This is a genomic window from Mycolicibacterium pallens, assembly GCF_019456675.1.
Classification (GTDB): Bacteria; Actinomycetota; Actinomycetes; order Mycobacteriales; family Mycobacteriaceae; genus Mycobacterium; species Mycobacterium crocinum.
The window spans coordinates 4,037,417-4,062,348 of sequence record NZ_CP080333.1; the positions used below are offsets into that span (position 1 = coordinate 4,037,417).

Here is a 24,932-nt window from a genome sequence, read left to right on the forward strand (position 1 = left end):
TAGATTGGAGCCATGACCCGTGCCAAGGACGTCGATACGGACTACGACGAGCGCGCCGTCGAGGTCACCGCCCCTAAAAACAAGGCCGCCGGGGTTGAAGCTGTCGTCGTCACCATGCAGCGCGCGCTGGAACAGATGGGCCCCGTCCGCACCGTGGCGACGCTGGCGCGGATCAACCAGCGCCACGGCTTCGACTGCCCCGGGTGCGCCTGGCCGGAGGAGCACGACAACCGCAAGCTGGCCGAATTCTGCGAGAACGGCGCCAAGGCCGTCGCCGAGGAAGCCACCAAGCGCCGGGTGACTCCGGAGTTCTTCGCGCGGCACTCGGTGGCCGAATTGGCCGACAAACCCGAGTACTGGCTGTCTCAGCAGGGCCGGCTCACCCACCCCATGATCCTTCGGCCCGGTGATCAGCACTACCGACCGATCGAGTGGGACGATGCCTACCGGTTGATCGCCGAGCACCTGAACGGCCTGGCATCCCCGGACGAGGCGGTGTTCTACACTTCCGGGCGCACCAGCAACGAGGCCGCGTTCCTCTACCAACTGCTGGTACGCAGTTTCGGAACCAACAACCTGCCGGACTGCTCCAACATGTGCCACGAGTCGTCGGGCACCGCGCTGATCGATGCCATCGGCGTCGGCAAGGGCTCGGTGACTGTCGACGACATCGAACACGCCGACGTCATCGTCATCGCTGGCCAGAACCCGGGCACCAACCATCCACGGATGCTGTACGTGCTGGAGAAGGCAAAAGCCAACGGTGCCAAAATCATTGCGGTCAACCCACTGCCGGAAGCCGGCCTGATCCGGTTCAAGGATCCGCAGAAGGTACACGGGGTCGTCGGGCACGGTGTGCCGATCGCCGACGAGTTCGTCCAGATCCGGCTCGGCGGCGACCTGGCTCTGTTCAAGGGCCTGGGCCGGCTGCTGGTGGAAGCCGACGACCGGTCCCCCGGCAGCGTGATCGATCGCGACTTCATCGCCGCGCACTGCCACGGTTTCGACGAGTACCTCGCGCAGGCCCGCACCGTCGATCTCGACACCGTCACCGAAGCCACCGGGATCGCCCGCCCGCAACTGGACCGGGTCGCCGGCATGCTGGCGGCTTCCCAACGCACGATCGTGTGCTGGGCCATGGGCATCACCCAGCACACCCATGCGGTGGCCACCATCTCCGAGATGACGAACCTGCTGTTCTTGCGTGGCATGATCGGAAAGCCCGGTGCGGGGGTATGCCCGGTGCGTGGGCATTCCAATGTTCAGGGCGACCGCACGATGGGGATCTGGGAGAAAGCTCCCGAGACGTTCCTGGCCGCTCTCGACGCCCGATTCGGCATCGTCAGTCCACGCCGGCATGGTTTCGACACCGTGGACGCGATCCGGGCGATGCGTGACGGACGGGCCTCGGTGTTCTTCGCGATGGGCGGCAACTTCGCGTCGGCTACCCCGGACACTCCGGTGACCGAAGCCGCGCTCAGCACCTGCGCCCTGACGGTGCAGGTCTCGACGAAGCTCAACCGCAGCCACGTGGTGCACGGCCGCACGGCATTGATCCTGCCCACCCTGGGACGCACCGACCGCGACCTTGTCGGCGGCCGCAAACAGGTTGTCTCCGTTGAGGATTCGATGTCCATGGTGCACCTCTCCCGGGGCAGCCTGACCCCGCCGAGCGACCAGGTCCGCAGCGAAGTTGCGATCGTCTGTCAACTGGCTCGCACGGTGTTGGGCACCGACCATCCCGTGCCGTGGGAGAGCCTTTCGGCCGACTACGACACGATCCGCGACGCAATCGCGGCCGTGGTGCCCGGCTGCGCCGACTACAACACCCGAGTGCGCCAGCCCGACGGCTTCCAATTGCCGCATCCGCCAAGAGATTCCCGACAGTTCCCCACCGTCACGGGCAAGGCGAACTTCGCGGTGAACCCGATGCAGTGGGTCCCAGTGCCGCCGGGTCGCCTGGTGCTGCAAACCTTGCGCAGCCACGACCAGTACAACACCACGATCTACGGCCTCGACGACCGCTACCGCGGGGTCAAGGGCGGGCGTCGGGTGGTGTTCGTCAACCCCGCCGATATCGAGTCGCTCGGACTGGCGGCCGGTGCGCGCGTCGATCTTGTCTCGGAGTTCACCGATGGCCAGGGGCGGCTCCAGGAACGCCGGGCCAAGGACTTCCTGGTCGTCCCCTACTCCACGCCGGTCGGCAACGCGGCGGCCTACTACCCCGAGACCAATCCCCTGGTGCCACTGGATCACGTTGCCGCCCGGTCGAATACCCCCGCGTCGAAGGCTGTCGTGATTCGCCTCGAGCCCGGCAGTCAAGAGCCGGAAGGCGGCGCGACATGGGCCGGGTGACGTCGCGGCGACGGGCTAGTCACCTGTTCGACGGCACCGCCACCGAGCGTCCCGAAACGCTGGTCGTCGAGGAACCACTGGAGATCCGGGTGAACGGGACACCGCTGACCGTCACCATGCGCACACCAGGCTCCGATGTCGAACTGGCACAGGGGTTTCTACTGACCGAGGGGGTCATCGCCCACCGCGACGATGTGCTCACCGTCCGCTACTGCCGTGGCTCGGAAACAGAAGACGGCACCAACACCTACAACGTCCTCGATGTGACGTTGCGCCCCGGCGTTCCGCTGCCGGACGTCGACGTCACCCGAAACTTCCACACCACCTCGTCATGCGGTGTGTGCGGCAAAGCTTCGATCGATGCGGTACGGCTGACCAGCCGGCACTCCCCCGGCGACGACCCGTCGACCGTCGAGACCGCGGCACTCACCGCGATGCCGGACCAATTGCGGTCGGCGCAAAAGGTTTTCGCCAGCACCGGTGGACTGCACGGTGCAGCACTATTCAGCACCGACGGCACGCTGCTGGTCGTACGGGAGGACGTGGGCCGGCACAACGCCGTCGACAAGGTCATCGGCTGGGCGCTGGAAGCCAATCGCATCCCGCTGGCCGGCACCGTCCTGTTGGTCAGCGGCCGGGCGTCTTTCGAACTCACCCAGAAGGCGGTGATGGCCGGGATCCCGGTGCTGGCCGCAGTGTCCGCGCCGTCGTCGCTGGCCGTCGACCTGGCCACTCAGTCAGGGCTCACGCTGGTGGCGTTCCTGCGCGGCGACTCGATGAACGTGTACAGCCGCGCTGACCGCATCGCGCGCTGAGCCGACCATCGCGGCGATCAGGCACACGCGAAAGCCCCCGACGATGTCGAGGGCTTCAGCGTTGGCTTGGTGAGAACTAGGCGGACTTGTCGCGACGCTCGGGGCGGGCCGGCTTGCGCGGCACGATCGTCGGCAGGACGTTGTCCTGGACGGTCTCCTTGGTCACCACGACCTTCGCGACGTCGTCGCGGCTGGGGATGTCGTACATCACCGGCAGCAGGACTTCTTCCATGATCGCGCGCAGGCCACGGGCACCAGTGCCGCGGTGGATTGCCTGATCGGCGATCGCCTCGAGCGCGTCCTCGGCGAACTCCAGCTCCACGCCGTCCATCTCGAACAAGCGGGTGTACTGCTTCACCAAAGCGTTCTTCGGCTGGGACAGGATCTGCACCAGCGATTCCTTGTCCAGGTTGGTCACCGACGCCACCACGGGCAGACGACCGATGAACTCCGGGATCAAGCCGAACTTGATCAGATCCTCGGGCATCACCTCGGCGAAGTGATCCTGGGTGTCGATCTCGGCCTTGGACTTCACCTCGGCGCCGAAGCCCAGGCCGCGCTTGCCGACGCGGTCGGAGACGATCTTCTCCAGCCCGGCGAACGCACCCGCGACGATGAACAGCACGTTGGTGGTGTCGATCTGGATGAATTCCTGATGCGGATGCTTGCGGCCGCCCTGCGGCGGAACCGACGCCTGCGTGCCCTCGAGGATCTTCAGCAGCGCCTGCTGCACACCCTCACCGGAGACGTCGCGGGTGATCGACGGGTTCTCGCTCTTGCGGGCGATCTTGTCGACCTCGTCGATGTAGATGATGCCGGTCTCGGCACGCTTGACGTCATAGTCGGCGGCCTGGATCAGCTTGAGCAGAATGTTCTCGACGTCCTCACCGACATATCCGGCTTCGGTCAGCGCGGTGGCATCGGCGATCGCGAACGGCACGTTGAGCATCTTGGCCAGCGTCTGCGCCAGGTAGGTCTTGCCGCAGCCGGTGGGACCGAGCATCAGGATGTTGGACTTGGCCAGCTCCACCGGCTCGGAGCGGGAGTCACGATGCTTCTCGCCGGCCTGGATGCGCTTGTAGTGGTTGTAGACGGCAACGGCCAGCGTGCGCTTGGCGGTGTCCTGACCGATGACGTAGCTCTCTAGGAACTCGCGGATCTCGGCCGGCTTGGGCAGCTCGTCGAGTTTGACGTCGTCGGCGTCGGCCAACTCCTCTTCGATGATCTCGTTGCAGAGGTCGATGCACTCGTCGCAGATGTAGACGCCCGGACCCGCTATGAGCTTCTTCACCTGCTTCTGGCTCTTACCGCAGAACGAGCACTTCAGCAGGTCACCGCCGTCTCCGATACGCGCCATGGTGGTGGGGTCCTACTTTCCTTCGCCGGGTCTTCGATCGTTGCTATCAAGTCCGCGTTGGGCTCTGTCCCGACGCTACCCGCTTGCTCTGCCGTGGTGCGACAGATAAAGCCGAATCGCGTCGGTGGTATTCGTGCGTGTGGTGAACATATCCCCTGACACGGTTCTCGTCCCCTCGGAACGCACTGCTGTGTTTTTGGCGTGTCGCCGCCGTTACCGAACCGAGAGGCGCTGAGCTGCGCCGACTATGGAGTTTGCGTCGTGGTGTTCGCCGTTTCCCACGATACCGTCCGCATTTCCGACGGCAGCGAGCCCGACGAGGCGCTCCGACGGTTTCGCCGAGGGCGGTTTCGCCCGGCGCGAAGCCGGGGCGACACTCCCCGTTAGGCGTTCTGAGCCGACAGCTTGCGGTACTCCAGGACCGTGTCGATGATCCCGTACTCCTTGGCGTCAGCCGCGGTCAGGATCTTGTCGCGGTCGGTGTCCTTGCGGATCACGGCCGGGTCCTTGCCGGTGTGGCGGGCCAGCGTCTCTTCCATCAGGGTCCGCATGCGCTCGATCTCGGCCGCCTGGATCTCGAGGTCGGAGAACTGACCCTGGATGACGCCACCCAGCGACGGCTGGTGGATGAGCACGCGGGCGTTGGGCAGCGCGAGACGCTTGCCCGGGGTGCCCGCGGCCAGCAGCACCGCGGCGGCCGACGCGGCCTGGCCCAGGCACACGGTCTGGATGTCGGCACGGACGTACTGCATGGTGTCGTAGATCGCCATCAGCGAGGTGAACGAGCCACCGGGCGAGTTGATGTACATGGTGATGTCGCGGTCAGGGTCCAGCGACTCCAGCACCAGGAGCTGAGCCATGATGTCGTTGGCCGAGGCGTCGTCTACCTGGACACCGAGGAAGATGATGCGTTCCTCGAACAGCTTGTTGTAGGGGTTGGACTCCTTGACGCCCCAGCTGGAGTGCTCGACGAACGACGGCAGAATGTAGCGGCCCTGCGGCGCGAGCCGCGGGTCTGCCTGGGAAAAGGGTGTCGTATCAGGCATTGGTCGCTCCGTTGAAGTTCGCGTGGGTGATGATGTGGTCGACGAAGCCGTACTCCAGCGCTTCCTGCGCGGTGAACCAGCGGTCGCGGTCGGAGTCGGCCTCGATGCGCTCGATCGACTGGCCGGTGAACTCGGCATTGAGCCGGAACATCTCCCGCTTGATGAGCGCGAACTGCTCGGCCTGGATGGCGATGTCGGCCGCACCGCCGGTGATACCGCCCAGCGGCTGGTGCATCAGGATGCGGGCGTGCGGCAACGCGAAACGCTTGCCCTTGGTGCCGGCTGCCAGCAGGAACTCACCCATCGAGGCGGCCATGCCCATCGCGTAGGTGGCGACGTCGCACGGCGCGAGCACCATGGTGTCGTAGATCGCCATGCCGGCGCTGATCGAGCCGCCGGGCGAGTTGATATAGAGGTTGATGTCCTTGGTGGGGTCCTCGGCGGCCAGCAGAAGGATCTGCGCGCACAGCCGATTGGCGATGTCGTCATCGACCTGGGAGCCCAGGAAGATGATGCGCTCGGCGAGCAACCGCTCATACACCGAGTCAGTGAGGTTCAGCCCTGGTGCGCTCGAACGCATATGAGTCACGACGTGATACCTGCTTTCTACGGACTTCGTTCTACCCGACCCTAACGAACCCACGGCGGAGCGCACTCCCGGGAGAGTGCGCTTTCGCTGTCGGCGTTATTCGGACTTCTCGGCTTCCTGCTCAACGGCCTCGGCCACCTCGGCGACCTCTTCGACGTTGACGTCCTCGACGTCTTCGATCACTTCGTCGTCCTCGGAGCCGGCCGGCGGGCCGAAGAACTCCGCGGTGTCGACGACGTTGCCCTCGCTGTCGGTGACGGTGGCCGCCTCCACGACAGCGGCCACGGTCAGGCCGCGGCGGACGTCGGCGAACATCGCCGGCAGCTGGTTGTTCTGCTGCAGGATCTGCAGCAGCTGGGCCGGCTCGATGCCGTACTGCCGCGACATCAGCACTAGCCGCTCGGTCAGGTCGTTCTGGCCGACCTGGATGTCGAGGTCGTCGGCGATGGCGTCCATCAGCAGCTGGGTCTTGACGGCCTTCTCGGCGGCCTCGCGGGTCTCGGCGTCGAACTTCTCGCGCGAGCTGCCCTCGGCTTCGAGCGCCTCGGCGAACTTGTCCTCGTCATGGTCGAGGCCGTGGATGGCGTTGTGCACGGTCTGGTCGACCTGCGCCTGCACGATCGTCTCGGGCAGCGGCACCTCGGTCTTCTCCAGCAGCAACTCGAGGGCGTTGTCGCGGATCTTCTCGGCCTGGTGAATGCGCTTGACCCGCTTCACCTGCTCGACGAGGTTTTCCTTCAGCTCCTCGATGGTGTCGAATTCGCTTGCCAGCTGGGCGAATTCGTCGTCAGCCTCGGGGAGCTCGCGCTCCTTGATGGACTTGACGGTGACGGTGACCTCGGCCTCTTCACCGGCGTGCTCGCCGGCGGCCAGCTTGGTGGTGAACACCTTCGACTCGCCCTCGGACAGGCCGACGATGGCGTCGTCGAGGCCGTCGATGAGCTGACCGGAACCCACCTCGTGCGAGAGGCCCTCGGTGGCGGCGTCGGGAAGTTCTTCGCCGTTGACGGTGGCCGACAGGTCGATCGAAACGAAGTCACCGGTCTGGGCGGGACGCTCAACACCCTTGAGGGTGCCGAAGCGGGCGCGCAGCGACTGCAGTTCGGCGTCGACTTCGTCGTCGTTGATCTCGATGGCGTCGACCTCGATCTTGAGCGCGCTCAGATCGGGCAGTTCGATCTCGGGGCGCACATCGACCTCGGCGGTGAAGACCAGCTCCTCGCCGTCCTCGATCTTGGTGACCTCGATCTCGGGCTGGCCCAGCGGCGTCACCTCGGTGGCGGTGACGGCTTCGCTGTAGCGGGTGGGCAGCGCGTCGTTGACGACCTGCTGAAGAACCGCGCCGCGGCCGATGCGGGCCTCGAGCAGCTTGGCCGGCGCCTTGCCGGGACGGAATCCGGGCAGGCGCACCTGCTTGGCGAGCTCCTTGTAGGCCCGGTCGAAATCGGGCTGCAATTCCGTGAAGGGCACCTCCACGTTGATGCGAACCCGGGTCGGGCTCAACTTCTCGACGGTGCTCTTCACTGCGGTACTCCTCGGTTCAGTCTTCGGTCGTGGGACGTGTTCGGGCGTGTCGGGGTGACAGGATTTGAACCTGCGGCCTTCCGCTCCCAAAGCGGATGCGCTACCAAGCTGCGCTACACCCCGGTGCTGTATTTCTCGCGCCCGAATCCTACGGCCCAATGACTGCTCAGCGGCAATCGACCTCGGCGACGCGCTTCCAGGTGGGTCGATTCGGATTTGATCACGTCGACCGGTACATTTGGGCACGCGCATGCACGCGGGCGTAGCTCAATGGTAGAGCCTCAGTCTTCCAAACTGATTACGCGGGTTCGATTCCCGTCGCCCGCTCTGAAGAAGTCGGTGGTAGGCGCGTTCATACAGGTCGAACGCCCGTCAGAGAACCCGACTGGACCTTTATTCGATTGCTGTGCCGCTCGGGCGTTTTCTCAGATTTCGGCGATGATCTGCTGCCGCTTGCGGCCGTATTCGTCGTCGGAGATGGCGCCGGTCGCGCGAAGCGTCTCGAGTTCTTGGAGGCGCTGAGCCGTCGACGGGGGCGGCGTCATCGGGGCGGCGGCCGAGGGCGTCTGGTGGGCGATCAGATCCTGCAGGCGTTGACCGCCGACGGTGATGTTGGCGCCCGGATTGATCCGGATGTTGGCGTTCTGGCCGATGGTGATCTTCGGCCCCGCGCCAGGTGAATTCAGCGGTTGCGCACCGAGCGCGGCGACGACGCGTGCGGACGCGGCGTCCGTCCCGATGAAGAAGGTGAAGGGCCGGCTGGGCGCGCGCCCGCCCGCCGCCACGCGCTGCTGGGCGATGGCTTGTTCGATCTGGCTGGCGTCGCCGTCGATCGGCAGGAACAACATCAGCGCCTGCCGGTCATCGGGCACGTGACCCAGCGCCGTCATGGCGTTGTTGCCGGTGTGAGCTCGGAAGCCCGCGCGGTCCCACGCCTTGATGACTCCTCCCGCCGCGAGTTCGCCGCGGTGTTCCTTGAACTGGATCGCGTAGACGTGGGTCCGGGCGACGGCCAGCAGGAAGGTTTTCGGCAGGCCTGTGCCGTTGGGTACCTGCTTCGACCAGACCTCGCCCCCGGACGACGGGTACATCTGGGTCGCCTTTGTGGACAGCTGCTCGCATCGGGTGGCCGCCTCGACCGGCTGGCCCAGGACCGCGGCGGCGACCGACGCCGCCTGCTCGTTCATGCGGATGTCGGAGTCCGACAGCCGCTTCATTTTTCCTGACAGACCAAACATCGTTCGATTCCACCTCTGGGAGCGGGATACCGATCCCAAGAGACTATGAAGGACATGGCGTTCACGGAGGCGCCATCGCGAATCGCTCGCAGGAAACTCCCAGCGGTATTGCGGCCTCGGACTGACCCGGACTGCCGTTCATCAGCGTCGAGCAGGCGCCTGTTGCTGCTCGACCCACTTCCGGCCCCGCTTCGCAGCGCGGGACAGCGCTCCGATCTCACCGAGGTAGGAGGCCACGACGCCGACAGCGGGCAGCATTGCGATGTACCGGAATGGGGCGCGTGGGTGCGGGCGTTTTTCGAGTTCGTCGCCGACGGCGTCGAGGACCCCGACGAGCTTCCACACGGCCGAGGCAATGCCCTTCGGGGTGAACGGAATGTGCATCGGCGAGTCACCGGGATCGTGGACGACCACCGACAGATCGCGCCCGCACAACACCGAGGCGAGCATCCGGGCCTGGCGCCGATGGTCGGTGACGCCGAGCTCGCGGGCCACGGCGCACAGCACGATGGCCTGATTGGCGAAGCCGAGCAGATCCTGGATCGGCAGTCGTCGTCCGATGACACCCAGCACACCAGGCACCGCGACGACCACAGTGTTCAGCGCCCCGACCCGCCACACCCACCAGTTGATCCGGTCGTCGGTGCTCATGTCGTCCCACGCGAGCGTGCCCGGGATGTCGGCGGCGTTGAGGACCCGGGAGACGGCGGTGGGCGGGGTCTGCCGCTTGAGACCGAGCGGGTCGGTCCCCCACAACACGTCGAGCAGCGGGTTGATGACCGCGACGGCTCGGCCCAGAGCGTCTTCGACGTCGGAGTCGGCGAGCTCGGTCGCCGGAAGCAGTTTCACGGTGACATCATGACCAAATCGGCGCGCACTGAAACCGCCGAAATTTACGGACGCGAATGTAATGATCGCTTCGATGCGCCCAGCTCTCCGAAGCACCATTCTTCGTTTCACCGCCGCGGTAGCCGCAGGCATGCTCACGGTTGGGTTGGTCGCGGCGCCTCCGGACGTCGCGGTCCCCCGCACCGAAGTTCATGCCGTGCAACTCGCGTCTGCCAGCACGATCGCCCCGGCCCCAACGGCTGCGCAGCGGCCGGCGGCGGGAAGCCAGACCGCCAACGCCACCTCCGCACCCCCGGACTTCCTCGCGTTCGCCGCCTCGATCCTGGAGTACCTGAACAGCCTCGGTCTCGGCGCCGGCCCCGGTCTTGCGGCCATCGGGCTCACCGGACTCGTTGTGGCATTCGCCGCGACGGCATACGCCTGGAACGCCTTCGCGGACACGGTGAACCCGGGGTTGCGATTCCTGCACATTCCGCGGGTGCCGAAATTCCCGGTCTGCTTCGCCGGCCAGATCTGCGGCAGTTCGAGTACGGCGCAGGCGCGGATGAAGCCGGCCGGCCGCGGTGTGGCGACAACCAACCGCGCCACGGGCGGCACCGGGCGTTCGACCGCATCGAGCGGCCGCTCGGCCGCCACCCGCACGGCGGCGAAGCTCAGTGGCCCGAAGAAATCGGCGCCGACCGCGGCGGGTAAGGGCAGCAGCAAGCGGGTGCGGAGCGCAGCCGCCCGCTGAGTCGGCTCAGCCCGCCGGTGGCGGGTCGATCGGTGTCAGCGAGATCGGCACCCGGTGGGTGCCGGGACCCTCACCCGGGCAGCCTGCTCCCCCGATGACGAGGGTGCGCTCGCCGGCGAAGCCGCCGTCTCGTTGGGGAATCCAGTAGTCCGAACGTTGCGCCGTCACGACGCTGTTGGGGTCGTTGCGGTCGCAGAAGTACGGATACTCACCGCTGGTCTGCCAGCGATCGCCAGTCCACCGGTAGTCATAGGCCATCGGAGCGCCCGGGTTGCGGGCGTAGTCGTCCGCGTTGTCGAGGGTGGCGACGCAGCCGCCGGCGTCGCAGTGCGTGGTGAACGGGACCGGCACGGTGATCGGATTCATCGGCGTGGGCGCGCCGTTGAACGTCTGCTTCGAAAAGTCGATGAGCAGGTTGTAGTAGCCGTAAATCGGCGGTGGCTCAACGCGATCCGCGTGGGCGAACGGCGGGAGCGACAGGGCACTCGCTGCGAGACCGACCAGACCCAGTTTGATCGTCGACAGATCGGCCATTCGCCGATAGTAGAACCGGCTGAGCGGTCGCAAACATGGTTCTCCGCGACGGAGCCCATATCGCGCCTACGGAGCGCCGCTACCCGCGGTGCCGTTGTGCGTGCCGGGAGTGTTTCCAACCCCTACGCCGCCGATACCGGCAGGGCCTCGGCCGCCACCGGGGCCGCTGCGGCCGGCATCGCCACCATCGCCGCCGATGCCGGTGCCCGGTGCGGCCACACCGTTGCCGCCGCCACCACCGGCACCACCGGTCTGGCGAATACCGTGGCTATTGCCGCCGTTTCCACCATGACCGCCGGTCGCCGTACTCGCTTGAGTGTGGGTCGCCGCCGAACCGCCCGCGCCGCCCGCGCCGCCAGTGCCGACGACCCGTCCGCCTTCTGCGCCGGTGCCGCCGTCCCCGCCGAACGCATTGCCGTTGCTGGAGCCGGCTCCGCCTTCGCCACCGGCGCCCCCATTGCCCACCAGGCCGCCGCGACCGCCGTCACCACCCTTACCCGCCCGCGCGGTACCGGTTCCGGCGTTAGCGGCCCCTCCCTGGTCACCATCGCCGCCGCGGCCGAACACACCGGCATCGCCGCCGCTCCCGCCGCGACCCCCGACAGTGCCACCGGTGTCGGGGTTTTGGCCGGTACCTCCGATGCCGCCCTTACCGCCGTTACCGATGAGCAAGCCGCCGCGCCCGCCGTCGCCTCCGTCACGACCGAAGGCGGCGACGCCCGTCGAGGCAACCACATCCCCACCCCGGCCGCCGGCACCGCCGTTACCGATCAGCCCGGCATCACCACCGTTGCCGGCCCTGCCATTGTTGACCGTGATCACCCCGTCACCGCCGCGGCCACCGTTGCCGAACAACATGCCGCCACGGCCACCATCCTGGCCGGGTCCGCCGTCAAAACCGTTGCCTATCAAAAACCCTGCATCCGGATGGGCCGCCGTGCCATTGCTGATGTAGACGGCGACGAACGCGCGGAGTTGGTCGCCCACATCCTGCGGCGTTGGTAGGGCCGTGACCGCGGCGGCCTGTCGATCGCTGCCGATATGCACCGCGCTCGCATGTGGGTGCACGGCGACAAGCGGATTCGGCGACGCATTGACGTCGCGGGTGGTTCGTGTCGTGCCAGTTGGCGTTGAGATGATGCGCGAAGCGAATACTGCGCCCACCGAGAGGTCAGTGGCGTGGGCCGCTTCGCTGCGTGCGGCGATGAGCCTGTTCGGCGCGGCCGGAACAGGTTCGAGAACCGGCGACGCCGCCAGCACGAACGGCCGGGTGTGGATCGGGGGCGGTGCCGACGGTGGATCGCTCGGCAAATGCATTGCGGCCGTGGCAAGTACATTCATCGCGGTAACCGTGATCACCCTCGTTGCGGCATGCGTCATCGCCCCGACCCTTCCGTGGGATTCGTCTTCGTCGACTCCCTCGGTTCACGAGCGGGACGGCCGCTATGGTTCACAGCATTTTAGTGATCTACATCACATATGACGTCAGCCGCCGATTCCGTTGTCCAGACCGAGGTGGGTGATGAAATACCAAGGGATGCCGACCCATTGAACGGCGGCGACGGCTATCACGGCGACGATGCCTGCGAACAACCCGACCGTGCGCACCCCTGCGCTCACCGGAGCGAACGCCAGAAGTAGGAAGACCGCTACGAATGCCCACTCCACCCACATCAGTACCCGCTTGGGCGTTTCGGCCGCGATGTCGTAGTCGGTGAGATGCGAGTCCGGGAAGCCGGTGAAGTACAGATCATTTCCCGCGACGATGGCCAGCAGGAGCGCGGCAACAGCGCAGAGCACGCACCCCACGCGCACGACACCGACCCGTCGAGCCGTCATCACATACTTCGCTGCCAGGACCGGTACACCACCCGGCCGACGGTCGCGGGGTCGGGCTCAGGTGCGTTCACCGACACGTCGAGACCCGAATGATCCTCCACAGCAAGTACTTTCCGGAGGTGATACGCCAGGTCACCATCGTCGTCACGCTCCGGATACTTGAAGTATCGGGTGTGCGCGAGCCCCGGGGCCAGCCGCTCGGGCTGGTTTCCGCTCACCGCGATCTCACGGATGCCCGGGCCGAACAACGGTGTCAGCGACCCGCCGAACCAGTCGCCGCGAATACCGCCCCGCCGCACCGGAAAGCAGATGTTGGTCCACCGGGTCACCGCGAACGCCGACAGACCGTCCAACTCACCGGACCGGGGCGGGCAACATGACACCACACCGCGACGGATCAGCGAGTCGAACAACACATGTCGTCGGTCGACCCGTCCGCAACCACCGAGGATCGGCGGCCGGGCCACGAACAGATCGGCCAACGCCATCGGGGTTCCGACCGTGAGGAAATCCGTTATCCGCCAAGGATTTCCCTGACGACGCAAGTCCTGCCACAACGCGAACTGCCGTTCTTGGAAGTCCGCGACCGAGCCGTGCATGTCGGACTCGGTCGGCGACGGCAGGCCGGCCCCGGGCGCTGCCCGGAGTTCGTGCGTCTCGGCCCACAGCGCCGTCAGCGCGTCATAGGCGATATAACCACCGATACCGTGACCCACCACGACGACGCGCGCGTAACGCCCCTGCTGCAGCGTGTACAGCAGGTCGACCAGGCCGCCACGGATAGCGCGCCGCGCCGCTTGGGATTCCGGCGCCGTCAGGTCGAAGTAGCGGGCGACGTTGACGAAGCCGGTGGTCAGAAAGCTACGGGTCAGCGCTCGCGGCAGTAGACGAAACACCGCCAACGCAACGGTCAGCACCACCACGCTGGTGGCGACCCCGATGATCCAGCCGGCCACCCCGGTGTGCAGGAAGTAACCGCCCACAACGAACAAGCCCACGAGTACGGCGACCGGAATCAGCACGGTCAGCAAGACCGCGCGCCAGATGCCGAACAGTTGGTCCGGCACGTGATGCGGACGGCGAAGGAACGTCCGCGCCACAGCGGCGACGAATCCCGCGTACCGGGCGCTCGTCATCAGGAACGACCAGTCGTACTCGTACAGATCGACACCCGACGGTGCGCTACAGCGCCGCGCCTCATACAAATCGGTGATCTCGACGGGCTGCGGGTCGTACTCCCAGCGGCCACCCTCGGGCGTCAACGCCGTCTTGGCGAAATCGTCCAGGACATCCATCGGCCGGCGTTCGAGCAAACCGTGCACGAAGACCACGGCGGTGCGTACGGCGCTGTCGGTGCTCATTGTCCTCCCGGAAACCAAGTGGCGGGCAGGCTAATACTTTGCCAAATCACCCACAGGATGAACACAAGCAGGCGCACCATAAGCCATGGCTGATGTGGATTTCTGCGTGGTCGGCGCGGGTTTCGCTGGACTGACTGCCGCCCTGAGACTCAAGCAAGCGGGCCGATCGGTGGCCCTTCTCGAAGCCCGGGACCGTGTCGGCGGGCGCACATTCACTGTCGAAGGCCCCGAAGGCATCTGGATCGACCGGGGTGGCGCCTGGATCGGGCCAGGTCAGGACGCGATCTACGGGTTGATGAAGGAATTCGGCGTCGGCAGCTACAAGCAGTACGTCGACGGTGAAGCCATGATGGTCGTCGAGGGCAAGCACTACCGCTACGAGGGCACGATCCCGCTGACGATGAGTCCGTGGGCGGCGCTCAACATGGGCGCGGTCTTCCTCGACCTCACCCGGCTGTGCAAGACGATCCCGCTCGAGGCGCCGTGGGAAGCCAAGAACGCCGACAAGCTGGACCGCATCACCTACGCCTCCTGGCTCAACGACCGCACGCTGTCCAAACCCGCACACACGTTGCTGGAAGCGGCGATCGCTGGCCTTTACACGTCGGCGGCGTCGGAGACCTCGATGCTGTTCGTCTTGCGTCAGCTGGCTTCCGGTGGTGGCCCGTCGTTCGTACTCGGCGTCAAGGATTCGTCGCAGGACTCCCGCATCGTCGGCGGGATGGGTGCGGTTTCGGGCAAGATGGCCACCGAGATCGAGGACTCGCTACACCTGAATCAGCCCGTGCGGCGGATCATTCAGGACGACGACGGGGTCACTGTCCAGGCGGACGGCATGACGGTTCGGGCGCAGCGCGTGATCGTCGCCGTGCCGATCGCGATCGCCAGTCACATCCTGTACGAACCGATGCTGCCGGTGGACCGGTCCTTCCTGCATCAGCGCATGCCGAGCGGCGCCGTCGTCAAGATCAACATCGTCTACGACGAACCGTTCTGGCGAAAGGACGGACTGACCGGCCAGACCTTCGCACCCGGCTCGCTGGCCAACCTCACCATCGACGCATCCACCGACGCACCGCGGCCCGGGGTGATGTGCGTGATCACCGAAGGCCCCGAAGCGCGCACGTACACCAAAATGGATCCCGACGCGCGTAAGAAAGAGGTATTGGCGCAGTTGGTGGAGCGCTTCGGCGAGAAGGCCGCGACCCCGGTGGCCTACCTCGATCAGGACTGGAGCGTCGAAAGGTATTCCGGCGGCGGCATGTTGAGCCACTGCCCGCCCGGTGTGCTCACCGAATTCGGACCCGCCATCACCGAACCGTGCGGCCGAATCCATTGGGCCGGAACGGAAACGTCCGGCGTCATGCACGGCTGGGTCGACGGTGCGGTGCGCTCGGGTGAGCGCGCGGCCAAGGAAGTGATGGCGAGGGAGCCGGCGGTGGCCGGGCAGACCTGACTGATCACTACCGCGGCGGATCGCCCCGCCACTGAAAGCTGTTGATGTACTTGCCCAAATCCTGAGCGAGTTGCAGATTGGCACCGGACGGCAGGCTCGGGCCGTCGCCGGGACGGAAGGGTCGATACGGGCCGATCGCACCACCGATGAGCGCCAGATCATTCTTGACCGCGGCCATCACCACGATGCGGTTGCGCCGGACGGTGCCGCTGGTCCCTTGCGGGTACACGTCGAGAACCGCCCCGTAGCCGAGCTGATAGCCCACCGTCGCGTTCGGCAGGACGTACGCCACGGTGGCATCGGGTTGCTTCTCACGAAGCAGGTCGTCGACAACCTGCTCGGCAGAGCGGCCCTTGGCCGGAACAGAGAAGAGGTCCATCTCGCCGCCGTCCCCGGCGGTGAACTTGGCCGAGACGCCGTCAGCCTCTTTGGTGATCTCATACGCCGACCCGGGTCCGGGGTAGGCCACCGAGAACGAGCCGTCGGCCGCCGTGAAGCGCGGGTTCGCTTGCACCGGGATGCCGGTGGGCGGTCGGCCGCATTCCGGCGGGCAGGTGTACCGCACCGCCGGAGCGGCGGTCAGCAGCGAGGCCGCAGTCATCGCGCCGACCACGACGGCCAGCCCGGCGCTCAAGAGCAATAGCAACCGGCGCAGCGGCGTATAGCGCAGTGGCACAGCCGAATACGACCCGGACAAAACCGAATAGCCGGGTGCGAGTTCGCGCGCTACCGTCGGGGCGCTCATTGCTCCACCAACTCGACGCTCGGGTGCGGACGGTCCCGGCGGCGCGCCTCTCGCGACGTACGCGATGCCGTGTGCTCCGCGACACCGCAGGCGGGGCAGAACGCGACGTCGGGCACCACATGCCCGCACCCCGGACACAGGATCGGCAATTCCGGATGCAGCGGATCCTGCGGCTCATGCAGCACCGCGACCTGAATGCCCACCCGCAATGCGACCACCGCCGCGAGCGCCAACGCAATATGCACCAGCAGCTGCAATTCCGAGGCGATCGCCAGGACCTCCACCAGTCCGACGTTGGCATAGGCCGCGGCGACCACCACCAACACCAGTCCGCCGGCGGCGAGATGACGGAGGCGCGAGACCCCGGGTCGCCGCGAGTACCACAGCCCGATCCCGACCAGCCCGCTCACCGACGCCGCGGTCAGCGGCATCGTCAACCCTCGGACGCCGGCCTCGATCAACAGATCGGTGACCGACTGATCGCTGATCGTGATTCCTGCGTCGATCTCCTGCACCAGCCGGACCATCGTCACCGTCACCGCGAACACCGTCGCTCCGAGCACTCCGATCGCGTAGCCGTACAGCGACTCTCGGATCGGCGGTCGGCTCAGCCGAACCAGCACAGTGGGCAGTTGCATCACCAGCAGTCCGCCGAACGGGATCACCAGGGCGTCGCGCACCAGTACCGCAGTGGGCACTGCCGTGCCGAGGCCCAGGCTGTAGGACTCTTTGACGATCGCCGCGGTGAGCAGCGCCCAGGCCAATCCGACCGCGACACCGAGCACCACGGTCACACCCCACACCCGCCGCGGCAGGTCGAAGAGGACGCCGGTTTCGGTCAGATAGATCACGAAGAGCAGCAGTGGGGCAAAGGTGGCGATCGCCACCATCGGTATGTACCAATGGAATACGCACGAGATGACGAGCAGGACGAACACCAGCCCAAGCCCAACCCGGAATGTGCTTAGTGAGCGCCGGGGCAGGTGCGGGAACAGCGAGCTGACCAGCGAAGGCTGCAGAACGTTCTCACCGGGCGCGGCGACAAAGGCGTTGCCCCGCAGCCAGTCCGGGCCAGCACCTTGTTCACGCACCAGGCGTGCACCGCACCGCCCACAGAATCGGCCGGCCGGTACGTCGTGTCCGCACAACCGGCACGGCATCGTTTCGAGCGGCTCGGTCATGCCATGCCCCGCTGCACGTCGAGGATGTCACGGGCCAGGTTGTCGGCGTTGGGGGTGCCCAGGCCGGTGACCATGTCGTAGCCGGGACCCGCGACCGCGACGGCATTGGTACCGAGAACGATGTCATGGAAGGCGGGGCGCGTCGCCCCGGCGGCGATCCGGTACAGGGTCGGGTTGAACTCGCCCAGCGCACGTCCCCCGTTGTCGATCAAGAACTCGTTGATCACCGCCGCGATACCGGCCCACAGCGGCGCCGCCTGCGAGGTGCCGCCGCCGACCACCAACTGCTGGTTCAGCACGATCACGGCGCCGGTGTTGGTGTCGGCGACCGCCGAGATGTCCGGAGTCAGGCGGCGCAATGCGGTGTCGGGCGCCGCGCTCTGCCACGGCGGCCGTTCGAACAACGCTGAGATTCCCCCACCGCTGCCGTGGGTCAACGGCCCGTCCATCCAGCCAAGCTCGGCAAGCCATCGGTAGTTCTGGTCGGTCGACAGTGTCGTTCCTCCGACCGTGGTCACCTCCGGAAGCGAGGCGACGGCGTCCAGTCCGACGTCCGACGGACCGGGCGGGGCCGACCAGTCATGGCCGCGTTTACATTCCAGGCCGGCGAGATCGCCGCTGGCGTTGAACACCGTGGTGCCTCTCGACACCGCATCCGCCACCGCTTCCCGCACGGGTGCCAAGTCGGCGGCGGTGATCATCCGGTCGCAGCCCCACCCGATCGACAAACTCCACACTGCGCCGGGGAATCGCCGATCGACGTCGCGCATCATGTCGGCGATCTTGACGTAGGTGCCGCCACCGCCGACGGTCGGACGGGCGTTGACCAGTACCGTGCGCGCATCGGGCGCCAGCGCGTGGGCGACTTGCAGATCCATCGACGCCTCGTTGTTGCGCTGCTCGGGCATCCCGCCGACGACTTCGGGGGTGAATCTCGGCAGTCGGTATGTCGCGGCGAACATGTCGAGGTCGGCCTGGTCGAAGCCGTCGAAGGCGAAGACCACGATCGTGGTGCCCTTGCCGGTGTAGCCCGCGTCGGCCAGCGGGCGGACGTTGTAGATCGTGCGGAGCGCGTCCGGCGGTAGGCCGTGGTCGGGAACGTCGATCGGTAGCGGCGGGATCGAAGGGCTACTGGAGTGGTAGGGCGTGTAACTCAGGATGCGACCCAGTCCCGACACCGAATCACGCAGCGCCGCAGGGACCGTCGGCTGCTCGGGCGAAGCGTAGAACTGCTCACCGGACGGTTTGCGGTAGTCGCGCACCGGCACGCCGAAGGCCGTGGAGACGCTGACCGGTGAGCCCTGCAGCACCGCCCACCCGGCACCCGGTTCCCAGCGCACCGACAATCCGTTGGCGGTTGCCCAGCGCTGCAAGCGATCCGGGGCTTGCCTACCTCGAAGCTCGGCCGTCAGCTGCACCGCGTGCGCCCGGGAATCACCGAGGTCGGCCGACGACTGGAGCAGCACCGCGTAGGGCCCTGAAATAGGTTGCGCCGACGGTAGATCGGTATGTGACCGCATCGCGCATCCGGCAAGCGTGAGCACGCTCACCGTCAGCAGCGCGAACACCGTACGAGTCATGGCTGAACCGAACCATAGTGCACCGATGTGCGGTGCGCTGGGGCCTGACCGAAGAGGTCAGCCGCGAACCTGACGGCGGTAGGTCAGCTTGTCGAACTCCCGGCCGTATTCGTCGACCGCGGTCACGTCCATCTCGCTCATGAGGTTGCCCGGCCGTACATCGACCCGGATGAACGCGTAGTTGCGGAATCGCACCCGCGACCAGCCCACCGCCTCGGTCTGCTTGTGGCCGTCCGCGGTCCACACGTAGCTGTTCGGCACGAACGTGTCGGGCGCCTCGTTGCCCCGGTAGCTTTCCGGCTCCCCGGGCTGGAACGCATAGCGTGGCCGGCCCGCTGAACCCACCGTGTAGTAGACGGTGCCATCGGTTTCCGGGTAGACGACCGCATTGTCCCCGGCCACCCTCGTGGGCGAGCCGCCACGGATCGGGTCGGACCGTTCGAACACATGGTTGTGACCCTGCAGCACCAGATCGACCTGGTAGCGGTCGAACAACGGCACCCACGCCGCCCGCACACCCCCGTCGCTGGCATGGGCCTCGGTGGTGGAGTAGGCGCAGTGGTGAAAGAAGCAGACGATGAAGTCGATGTCGGGGTTGGCGCGATGTGCCGCCAATGTCTTGTCTACCCAACCATTTTGGGTGCCCCCGGAGTACCCCGTGTTCGCGGTGATCTCATAGCTGACGTCGTTGGCGTCCAGGGAGAGCACCGCGACGTTGCCATAGGTGAACGAGTACACCGACGGACAACCTTTGGGGCCGTTGCCCGGAAGGTCAAGGCGCGCGAGGTGACCTCCATAGCCGTGCACGGGATAGGCGGCTTCCATGTCGTGGTTGCCGGTGGCGAACATCCATGGTGTCGTCGAGGCGCTGGCCTCGATGGAGTTCAGGTACACATCCCATACGTAGGGGTTGAACTTGTCGAATCCCTTGGGCGGGTCACCTTTTCGGACGAACTGCGCAGGTTTGCCCGCTCCGGACGGATCGGCGTAGGCGATGTCACCGGCGAGGATGTGGAAGTCGGGTCGCGAGGCGACGATCTGATTCAGCACATTGGCGGTGTGCGACACCGCCGGGTCGTTGTCGGGCTTGTAGTAGCTGTCGTCGTAGTCACCGCGGGTGAGACCCGGCGGAGCCAGCGGAGTTTCGTCGGTGCCCTGATCCCCCATCATCGTGAACCGGAACCAGCCCACCGCATCTCGCGCGCTGGGCATGGCGGTGGTCGCGGAGAGCACGTCGCCGACGAAACCGTCGTCGGTGCGCCAACGGTAGAAGTGCGGTGTGCGCCCGGGCAGTCCATCCACGGGTACGTGGACATAGAACTGCTCCGCCGACAGGACGCCGCCGCTGCTGTCCGGGATCTGCGTCACCAGATTGCGGACCTCCGCCTCGAGCGTCGCCCCGAGCCCCGGTGTCGGGCCATGGTCGACGAAGACCTTGGCGGCACCGGGATTGCGCGAAAGCTGAGCGGCCAGCCGTAGCTGGCTCGAGGCGTCCGGGCCGTATCCGACTCGCCGGCCGGCCACCGCCAGGGGTGCGTCCGCGGCGTAGGCCCGGTGCCCGAAGGGGGCGGTGCCCAGCGCCGCGACGGCTGCCGCGGCGGCCGACCCCCGCAAGAAGTTGCGCCGCGAGACCGGGCGGGCGCGCAGGTACGTCCGGTGCCATTCGTACTGCTCAGCCATCGTCATCCGGCCGGCCAGAGCCGGCGGGATGCCGGTATCGGGGATCTCCACTCACCGATGGTGACGCACGCACCTGCGAGAACGCGGAATCGGCCGCAAACTGCAGGTGAACAGTCGCTATGGGCGGCGGCGCTAATTACGAGCCGGTTGCGATTCCGCTCCAATCGTCCTCACAACTTTGCTGGCTACCGTGACCTCCGTAGATTCATGCGGATAACCCGGCGGGCAGGAGCGAAGCGACCCGGGGACGAAGCGGGCGGCCAGGAGGCGCGTTGAGCGACCAGATTCCCATCAGCGGTGCGTGCGCCGCGGGTTTCGACGCCGTGCGCGACGCCTTCGAAAAGAACTTCGCCGCTCGCGATGAGGTCGGCGCGGCCGTCGCCGTGTGGGTCGACGGCGACCTCGTGGTCAATCTCTGGGGCGGTTACGCCGACGCCCGCCGTCGCCGCCGGTGGCGGCAGGACACCCTGGCCAGCGTGTTCTCCGGCACCAAGGGCTTGACGAGCACGTGTGTGCATCTGCTCGCCGATCGCGGCGAGCTCGACCTGTATGCGCCGGTCGCCCAGTACTGGCCTGAGTTCGCGCAGAACGGCAAGCAGAACATCACGATCGCCTCGGTGCTCGGGCACCGATCGGGGGTGATCGGACCTCGCACCCGGATGCACTGGGGCGACACCACCGACTGGGACCGGGTCTGCGCCGATCTCGCCGCCGCCGAGCCGTGGTGGCCACCGGGGACGGCGCAGGGCTATCACATGGTCAGCTTCGGCTTCATTCTCGGCGAGGTGGTCCGCCGGGTCACCGGCCGGACGATCGGTCACTACCTGCGGACCGAGATCGCGGAGCCGATGGGCATCGACGTGCACATCGGTCTGTCGGCCGCCGACCATCAGCGGTGCGCGGACATGATCAACAAGCCGCACATCCGCGATGTGCTGGCCAACGGCCAGGCGCCGGGCTACCCGACGTCACTTGCCGAGCATCCGATGGCAGGCATGGCGGTGGCCATGGGCTTCGTTCCCGATGACGAACTGGGCTCCAACGAACTCGAGCGGTGGCGGTCCAGCGAGTTCCCGAGCACCAACGGCCACGTGTCGGCACTCGGGCTGGCCACCTTCTACAACGGTCTGGCGCAGGAGAAGCTGCTCAGCCGCGAACAGCTGGAGGCGGCGCGGGTGTCGCAGGGCGGCTTCGACACCGACGTCGTCCTCGGGCCGCGGGTCGCCGATCACGGCTGGGGGTTGGGCTACATGCTCAACCAGCGTGGGGTGGCCGGGCCGAACCTGCGCAGCTTCGGACATGGCGGATCGGGCGGCTCGTACGGGTTCGTCGACCTCGAACACCGCATCGGCTACGCCTACGTGATGAACTACTTCGACGCCACCAAATGCAACGCCGACCCGCGCAGCACCGCGCTCAGCGACGAGGTCTACCGCGCTCTCGGCGTGCTCTGACAGGCAAACTTCCGTTCTCCGGAGCACTTTCACAGGATCGGTACTGTGGACGCCATGAACGGTGTGCTGGTCGTGCTCATCCTGGTTGTCGTCGCCGTGATCGTGCTGGCGGTGGTGAGTTCGTCGCGGGCCTCGGGCAATCGCAATGCCGCCTCGCTTGCCGACGCCAAGGCGGATGCGCGGCGGGTGATCGAGCGGCTCGGTGGGCAGGTGCTCAACCTGTCCGGCAACAACGACGCCGCCACCCAGGCGTTGGCTGACGCCTCCGAACGGTTTACCGCCGCCTCCTCGCAGATCGAGCAGGCCACTACCGCCAAGCAGGCGATGCTGGCCAAGGAAAGCGCGATCGAAGGGCTGTACTACGTGCGCGCCGCGCGCACCGCGATGGGCATGGACCCCGGCCCGGAATTGGAATCGATGACCGGCCAGAAGGCGGCCGGTGCGGTGACCGAGGACCGCAAGGTCCAGTTCGAGGGTCGCGAGATCGAAGCCTCCCCAACCCCGAGCCCGCGGACGCCGAACTACTACCCCGGCGGCCGGGTCGCGGGCCGTCCGGTCCCCGCCGGCTGGTACTCCGAGCCGTGGTGGAAGACGGCACTGGTGGCCGGCGCCTGGGGCGTGGGGTCGGTGTTGCTGTTCGACGCGCTGTTCTCCGGTATGCACGGAGTCGATTACGGCGCTTCGGGATTCGAGAACGGCTTCGGCTCGGGCTTCGACCAGGGCTACGACCAGGGGTATGACCAAGGCCTGGACGCGGCTGGTCAGGATGGCGGCTGGGGCGGCGACGGCGGCGGTTGGGGCGGCGATGGCGGCGGCTGGGATGGCGGCGGCCTGGGCGACAGCGGCGGCTGGGGTGGCGGCGACTTCGGCGGCGGAGACTTCGGCGGGTTCGGCGACTTCTAGATCCGGCTCTCCATCCGGGCGGTCACGCTGGCCTCCTGCAGGTCCAACCGGCCCAGCATGGCCCGCACGGCCTCGTCGTCGATGCGTCCCTCATCACGCTCTTTGATCAGCGCCGCACGCTGAGCGGCCAGCACATTGCGGTACAGCGTCGCGAACACTTCGGCCCGCAGGTCGTGTTCCTCGGGATCGGGCATTTCGTCGGCGTCCTTGGAGTGCCGCGCGATCCAGGTGCGGATGTCGGTCAGCACGTGGGGGTCGAGGCCGTTCGGCGGGTTGGCCTCGAAATAGGCGAGCACCTCGTCGGCCGCCGCGTGGACGGTGCTCTCGGCTTTCGCGGTCTCCTCTCGGTCGTAGGCTCGGTCGCCGTCCGGCGAGGACACTTTCAGCCGGCGAATCAACGGCGGTAGCGTCCAGCCTTGCAGCAGCAGCGTGCCGACGGCGACCACAAACGCGATCGCCTGAATGGTGGCCCGCTCGGGGAACGGCTCGCCGCCGGCGATGGTCGGCGGGATACCGGCCGCGGCGGCCAGCGTCACCACCCCGCGCATTCCCGTCCAGGAGACCACCACATTTTCCTGCCAGGTCAGCGCTGTGTGGTCAATCATCGCTCGCCACTTGCCCTTTGGCTTGTCCCGCTTCCGGACACCGAGCGCTCCCCGACCGCCGCGTTCGGGGATCGGCACGCTCAGTTTGCGGTCGACGTGGCGGAACAGGACTCCACGGCCGAACATCACGAACACCGACAGCGGACGGATCACCAGGACTCTCCCCAGCACCACCGCCGCGGCGACGCCCACCTCCATGAGTGATTCGTGCGCATCGCGCAGGTCCTCCAGTACGAAACGCAGATGAAGCCCGATGTAGGCGAAGACGAACGCCTCCAGCAGCACGTCGACGGAATTCCAGACGTAGCGCTCCTGCAGCCGGGTTTGGTAGCCGGCGCTCAGCGTTCCGCTGCCGACGACGAATCCGGCGGCCACCACGGCCAGCACTCCCGACGCGTGAAAACGCTCGGCAGTGATGTAGGCGGCGAACGGCACCACCAGGCCCTGGATGGTTTCCAGGCTGGCGCTGTTGAGTCGCTCGCGGATCCACAGCGTTACGTAGCCGAGCGCGACACCCACCGCCGGACCGAGCAGTGCGCTGTATACGAACAGCAGCAGCGGGTTGCTGATGAAGACGTGGGTGCCGGCAACCTGGGCGACCGCGATCGAAAACAATGCCAGCGCCGCGGCGTCGTTGATCAGGCTCTCGCCGGTCAAGATCGTCATCACCCGCTTGGGCAGTCCCAGTTTGCGGCCCACCGCGACAGCGGTGACGGCATCGGGCGGCGCGACGATCGCTCCGAGGACCAGCGCGGTCGCGAACGTCAGCGGCACCACCACCAGCCACGCCGACACCGCGGCGACGGTGAAGGCGGTGACCACGACCAGGCCCACCCCGAGGCCGAGGATCGGCTTGATGTTGCGCATGAACGCGGGGAACGAGAAGTCCAGCGCCGCGGAGTAGAGCAGCGGTGGCAGCACCACGGAAAGCAGGACGTGCGAGTCCAGTTCAGGCGCGACGAATCCCGGCACGAACGACACGACGATGCCGACGACGACGATCATCAGGGCGGGCTCCACGCCTCGCTGCTTGGCGATCGCCGCGACAACGATGGCGCCGACGACGACGAGAATCAGTTCCATACAAG

At 66.8% G+C, this 24,932-nt stretch carries 21 protein-coding genes and 2 tRNA genes; 7 read left to right on the top strand and 16 right to left on the bottom strand.

Annotation, left to right across the window (positions count from 1 at the left end; translation table 11 throughout):
- The first annotated feature begins 12 nt into the window (after nt 1–12).
- Both K0O64_RS19770 and fdhD read left to right on the top strand, forming a co-directional pair.
- Entirely contained in the window at nt 13–2,355 is a 2,343-nt protein-coding gene (locus K0O64_RS19770) for an FdhF/YdeP family oxidoreductase (RefSeq protein WP_220045686.1), read from the top strand.
- Nucleotides 2,343–3,170, top strand: coding sequence for a formate dehydrogenase accessory sulfurtransferase FdhD (gene fdhD / locus K0O64_RS19775; protein WP_220045687.1), 828 nt, complete (start codon nt 2,343–2,345; stop codon nt 3,168–3,170). Before K0O64_RS19770 ends, fdhD begins: the two co-directional genes overlap by 13 nt.
- A 76-nt stretch (nt 3,171–3,246) precedes the next feature.
- Here fdhD and clpX read toward each other — a convergent pair whose 3' ends face one another.
- From clpX to K0O64_RS19800, 5 genes are all read right to left on the bottom strand, one after another.
- On the bottom strand, nt 3,247–4,527 hold the full coding sequence (gene clpX, locus K0O64_RS19780) for an ATP-dependent Clp protease ATP-binding subunit ClpX (protein WP_071943036.1): 1,281 nt from the start codon (nt 4,525–4,527) through the stop codon (nt 3,247–3,249).
- A gap of 383 nt (nt 4,528–4,910) precedes the next feature.
- Nucleotides 4,911–5,573, bottom strand: coding sequence for an ATP-dependent Clp protease proteolytic subunit (locus tag K0O64_RS19785; RefSeq protein ID WP_071943034.1), 663 nt, complete (start codon nt 5,571–5,573; stop codon nt 4,911–4,913).
- Nucleotides 5,566–6,153, bottom strand: a complete 588-nt coding sequence (locus tag K0O64_RS19790; protein WP_164520218.1) for an ATP-dependent Clp protease proteolytic subunit — start codon at nt 6,151–6,153, stop codon at nt 5,566–5,568. The genes K0O64_RS19785 and K0O64_RS19790 overlap by 8 nt, the downstream gene beginning before the upstream one ends.
- Nucleotides 6,154–6,258: 105 nt before the next feature.
- On the bottom strand, nt 6,259–7,686 hold the full coding sequence (gene tig, locus K0O64_RS19795; protein ID WP_164520107.1) for a trigger factor: 1,428 nt from the start codon (nt 7,684–7,686) through the stop codon (nt 6,259–6,261).
- A gap of 49 nt (nt 7,687–7,735) precedes the next feature.
- Nucleotides 7,736–7,809 (bottom strand) — tRNA-Pro (locus K0O64_RS19800).
- A 133-nt stretch (nt 7,810–7,942) separates the two neighbouring features.
- Between K0O64_RS19800 and K0O64_RS19805 the strand changes: the two genes are divergently transcribed.
- Nucleotides 7,943–8,013 (top strand) — tRNA-Gly (locus K0O64_RS19805).
- 98 nt (nt 8,014–8,111) lie between these two features.
- Here K0O64_RS19805 and K0O64_RS29955 read toward each other — a convergent pair.
- Together K0O64_RS29955 and K0O64_RS19815 are read right to left on the bottom strand one after the other, a co-directional pair.
- Entirely contained in the window at nt 8,112–8,903 is a 792-nt protein-coding gene (locus tag K0O64_RS29955; RefSeq protein WP_225933490.1) for an SHOCT domain-containing protein, read from the bottom strand.
- A gap of 162 nt (nt 8,904–9,065) precedes the next feature.
- Entirely contained in the window at nt 9,066–9,773 is a 708-nt protein-coding gene (locus K0O64_RS19815) for a hypothetical protein (RefSeq protein ID WP_096311842.1), read from the bottom strand.
- Between the two features lie 73 nt (nt 9,774–9,846).
- Here K0O64_RS19815 and K0O64_RS19820 point away from each other — a divergent pair, with 73 nt between their 5' ends.
- Nucleotides 9,847–10,506, top strand: a complete 660-nt coding sequence (locus tag K0O64_RS19820) for a hypothetical protein (protein ID WP_125477459.1) — start codon at nt 9,847–9,849, stop codon at nt 10,504–10,506.
- Nucleotides 10,507–10,512: 6 nt separating this feature from the next.
- Here K0O64_RS19820 and K0O64_RS19825 read toward each other — a convergent pair whose 3' ends face one another.
- From K0O64_RS19825 to K0O64_RS19840, 4 genes are all read right to left on the bottom strand, one after another.
- Entirely contained in the window at nt 10,513–11,040 is a 528-nt protein-coding gene (locus K0O64_RS19825) for an MBOE_33420 family protein (RefSeq protein ID WP_096311844.1), read from the bottom strand.
- 66 nt (nt 11,041–11,106) lie between these two features.
- Nucleotides 11,107–12,381: a PGRS repeat-containing protein gene (locus K0O64_RS30185; protein ID WP_220045688.1), complete on the bottom strand. Its 1,275-nt coding sequence runs from the start codon at nt 12,379–12,381 to the stop codon at nt 11,107–11,109.
- 144 nt (nt 12,382–12,525) lie between these two features.
- The gene (locus tag K0O64_RS19835; RefSeq protein WP_071949699.1) at nt 12,526–12,879 is read right to left on the bottom strand and encodes a hypothetical protein; all 354 of its coding nucleotides are present in this window, start codon (nt 12,877–12,879) and stop codon (nt 12,526–12,528) included.
- A complete protein-coding gene (locus K0O64_RS19840) occupies nt 12,879–14,240 on the bottom strand; it encodes a hypothetical protein (RefSeq protein ID WP_220045689.1) in 1,362 nt (453 codons plus the stop codon). The genes K0O64_RS19835 and K0O64_RS19840 overlap by 1 nt, the downstream gene beginning before the upstream one ends.
- Nucleotides 14,241–14,325: 85 nt before the next feature.
- On the opposite strand from K0O64_RS19840, the gene K0O64_RS19845 reads away from it, so the two are divergent.
- The gene (locus tag K0O64_RS19845; RefSeq protein ID WP_220045690.1) at nt 14,326–15,696 is read left to right on the top strand and encodes a flavin monoamine oxidase family protein; all 1,371 of its coding nucleotides are present in this window, start codon (nt 14,326–14,328) and stop codon (nt 15,694–15,696) included.
- A 7-nt stretch (nt 15,697–15,703) separates the two neighbouring features.
- On the opposite strand, the gene K0O64_RS19850 is transcribed toward K0O64_RS19845, so the two are convergent.
- The 4 genes from K0O64_RS19850 to K0O64_RS19865 are packed head-to-tail and all read right to left on the bottom strand — an operon-like array spanning nt 15,704 to nt 20,888.
- Complete coding sequence (locus K0O64_RS19850; RefSeq protein ID WP_220045691.1) at nt 15,704–16,441, bottom strand: hypothetical protein; 738 nt, start codon at nt 16,439–16,441, stop codon at nt 15,704–15,706.
- On the bottom strand, nt 16,438–17,622 hold the full coding sequence (locus K0O64_RS19855) for a zinc ribbon domain-containing protein (RefSeq protein ID WP_220045692.1): 1,185 nt from the start codon (nt 17,620–17,622) through the stop codon (nt 16,438–16,440). The genes K0O64_RS19850 and K0O64_RS19855 overlap by 4 nt, the downstream gene beginning before the upstream one ends.
- Nucleotides 17,619–19,202 (bottom strand): S53 family peptidase, encoded by a 1,584-nt coding sequence (locus K0O64_RS19860; protein WP_220045693.1) that lies wholly within the window; start codon nt 19,200–19,202, stop codon nt 17,619–17,621. Before K0O64_RS19860 ends, K0O64_RS19855 begins: the two co-directional genes overlap by 4 nt.
- 57 nt (nt 19,203–19,259) lie before the next feature.
- Nucleotides 19,260–20,888 carry a metallophosphoesterase gene (locus K0O64_RS19865; protein ID WP_220046516.1) on the bottom strand — a complete coding sequence of 543 codons (1,629 nt, stop codon included), beginning with the start codon at nt 20,886–20,888 and terminating at the stop codon, nt 19,260–19,262.
- Between the two features lie 266 nt (nt 20,889–21,154).
- Here K0O64_RS19865 and K0O64_RS19870 point away from each other — a divergent pair, with 266 nt between their 5' ends.
- Together K0O64_RS19870 and K0O64_RS19875 are read left to right on the top strand one after the other, a co-directional pair.
- Nucleotides 21,155–22,336, top strand: a complete 1,182-nt coding sequence (locus tag K0O64_RS19870) for a serine hydrolase domain-containing protein (protein WP_220045694.1) — start codon at nt 21,155–21,157, stop codon at nt 22,334–22,336.
- Between the two features lie 54 nt (nt 22,337–22,390).
- Nucleotides 22,391–23,239: a DUF1542 domain-containing protein gene (locus tag K0O64_RS19875; RefSeq protein WP_220045695.1), complete on the top strand. Its 849-nt coding sequence runs from the start codon at nt 22,391–22,393 to the stop codon at nt 23,237–23,239.
- Here the strand turns inward: K0O64_RS19875 and K0O64_RS19880 are convergent.
- Entirely contained in the window at nt 23,236–24,927 is a 1,692-nt protein-coding gene (locus K0O64_RS19880; RefSeq protein ID WP_220045696.1) for a cation:proton antiporter, read from the bottom strand. The genes K0O64_RS19875 and K0O64_RS19880 overlap by 4 nt on opposite strands.
- Between the last annotated feature and the right edge of the window lie 5 nt (nt 24,928–24,932).

Coding starts and splice junctions, on each gene's coding strand:
- K0O64_RS30185 (WP_220045688.1), bottom strand. CDS start 12,381: ATGAATGTACTTGCCACGGCCGCAATGCATTTGCCGAGCGATCCACCG.
- K0O64_RS19825 (WP_096311844.1), bottom strand. CDS start 11,040: ATGGCCGATCTGTCGACGATCAAACTGGGTCTGGTCGGTCTCGCAGCG.
- K0O64_RS19785 (WP_071943034.1), bottom strand. CDS start 5,573: ATGCCTGATACGACACCCTTTTCCCAGGCAGACCCGCGGCTCGCGCCG.
- clpX (WP_071943036.1), bottom strand. CDS start 4,527: ATGGCGCGTATCGGAGACGGCGGTGACCTGCTGAAGTGCTCGTTCTGC.
- K0O64_RS19880 (WP_220045696.1), bottom strand. CDS start 24,927: ATGGAACTGATTCTCGTCGTCGTCGGCGCCATCGTTGTCGCGGCGATC.
- fdhD (WP_220045687.1), top strand. CDS start 2,343: ATGGGCCGGGTGACGTCGCGGCGACGGGCTAGTCACCTGTTCGACGGC.
- K0O64_RS19820 (WP_125477459.1), top strand. CDS start 9,847: ATGCGCCCAGCTCTCCGAAGCACCATTCTTCGTTTCACCGCCGCGGTA.
- K0O64_RS19770 (WP_220045686.1), top strand. CDS start 13: ATGACCCGTGCCAAGGACGTCGATACGGACTACGACGAGCGCGCCGTC.
- K0O64_RS19865 (WP_220046516.1), bottom strand. CDS start 20,888: ATGACGATGGCTGAGCAGTACGAATGGCACCGGACGTACCTGCGCGCC.
- K0O64_RS19835 (WP_071949699.1), bottom strand. CDS start 12,879: ATGACGGCTCGACGGGTCGGTGTCGTGCGCGTGGGGTGCGTGCTCTGC.
- K0O64_RS19845 (WP_220045690.1), top strand. CDS start 14,326: ATGGCTGATGTGGATTTCTGCGTGGTCGGCGCGGGTTTCGCTGGACTG.
- K0O64_RS19875 (WP_220045695.1), top strand. CDS start 22,391: ATGAACGGTGTGCTGGTCGTGCTCATCCTGGTTGTCGTCGCCGTGATC.
- K0O64_RS19855 (WP_220045692.1), bottom strand. CDS start 17,622: ATGACCGAGCCGCTCGAAACGATGCCGTGCCGGTTGTGCGGACACGAC.
- K0O64_RS29955 (WP_225933490.1), bottom strand. CDS start 8,903: ATGAAGCGGCTGTCGGACTCCGACATCCGCATGAACGAGCAGGCGGCG.
- K0O64_RS19850 (WP_220045691.1), bottom strand. CDS start 16,441: ATGAGCGCCCCGACGGTAGCGCGCGAACTCGCACCCGGCTATTCGGTT.
- K0O64_RS19860 (WP_220045693.1), bottom strand. CDS start 19,202: ATGACTCGTACGGTGTTCGCGCTGCTGACGGTGAGCGTGCTCACGCTT.
- K0O64_RS19840 (WP_220045689.1), bottom strand. CDS start 14,240: ATGAGCACCGACAGCGCCGTACGCACCGCCGTGGTCTTCGTGCACGGT.
- K0O64_RS19790 (WP_164520218.1), bottom strand. CDS start 6,153: ATGCGTTCGAGCGCACCAGGGCTGAACCTCACTGACTCGGTGTATGAG.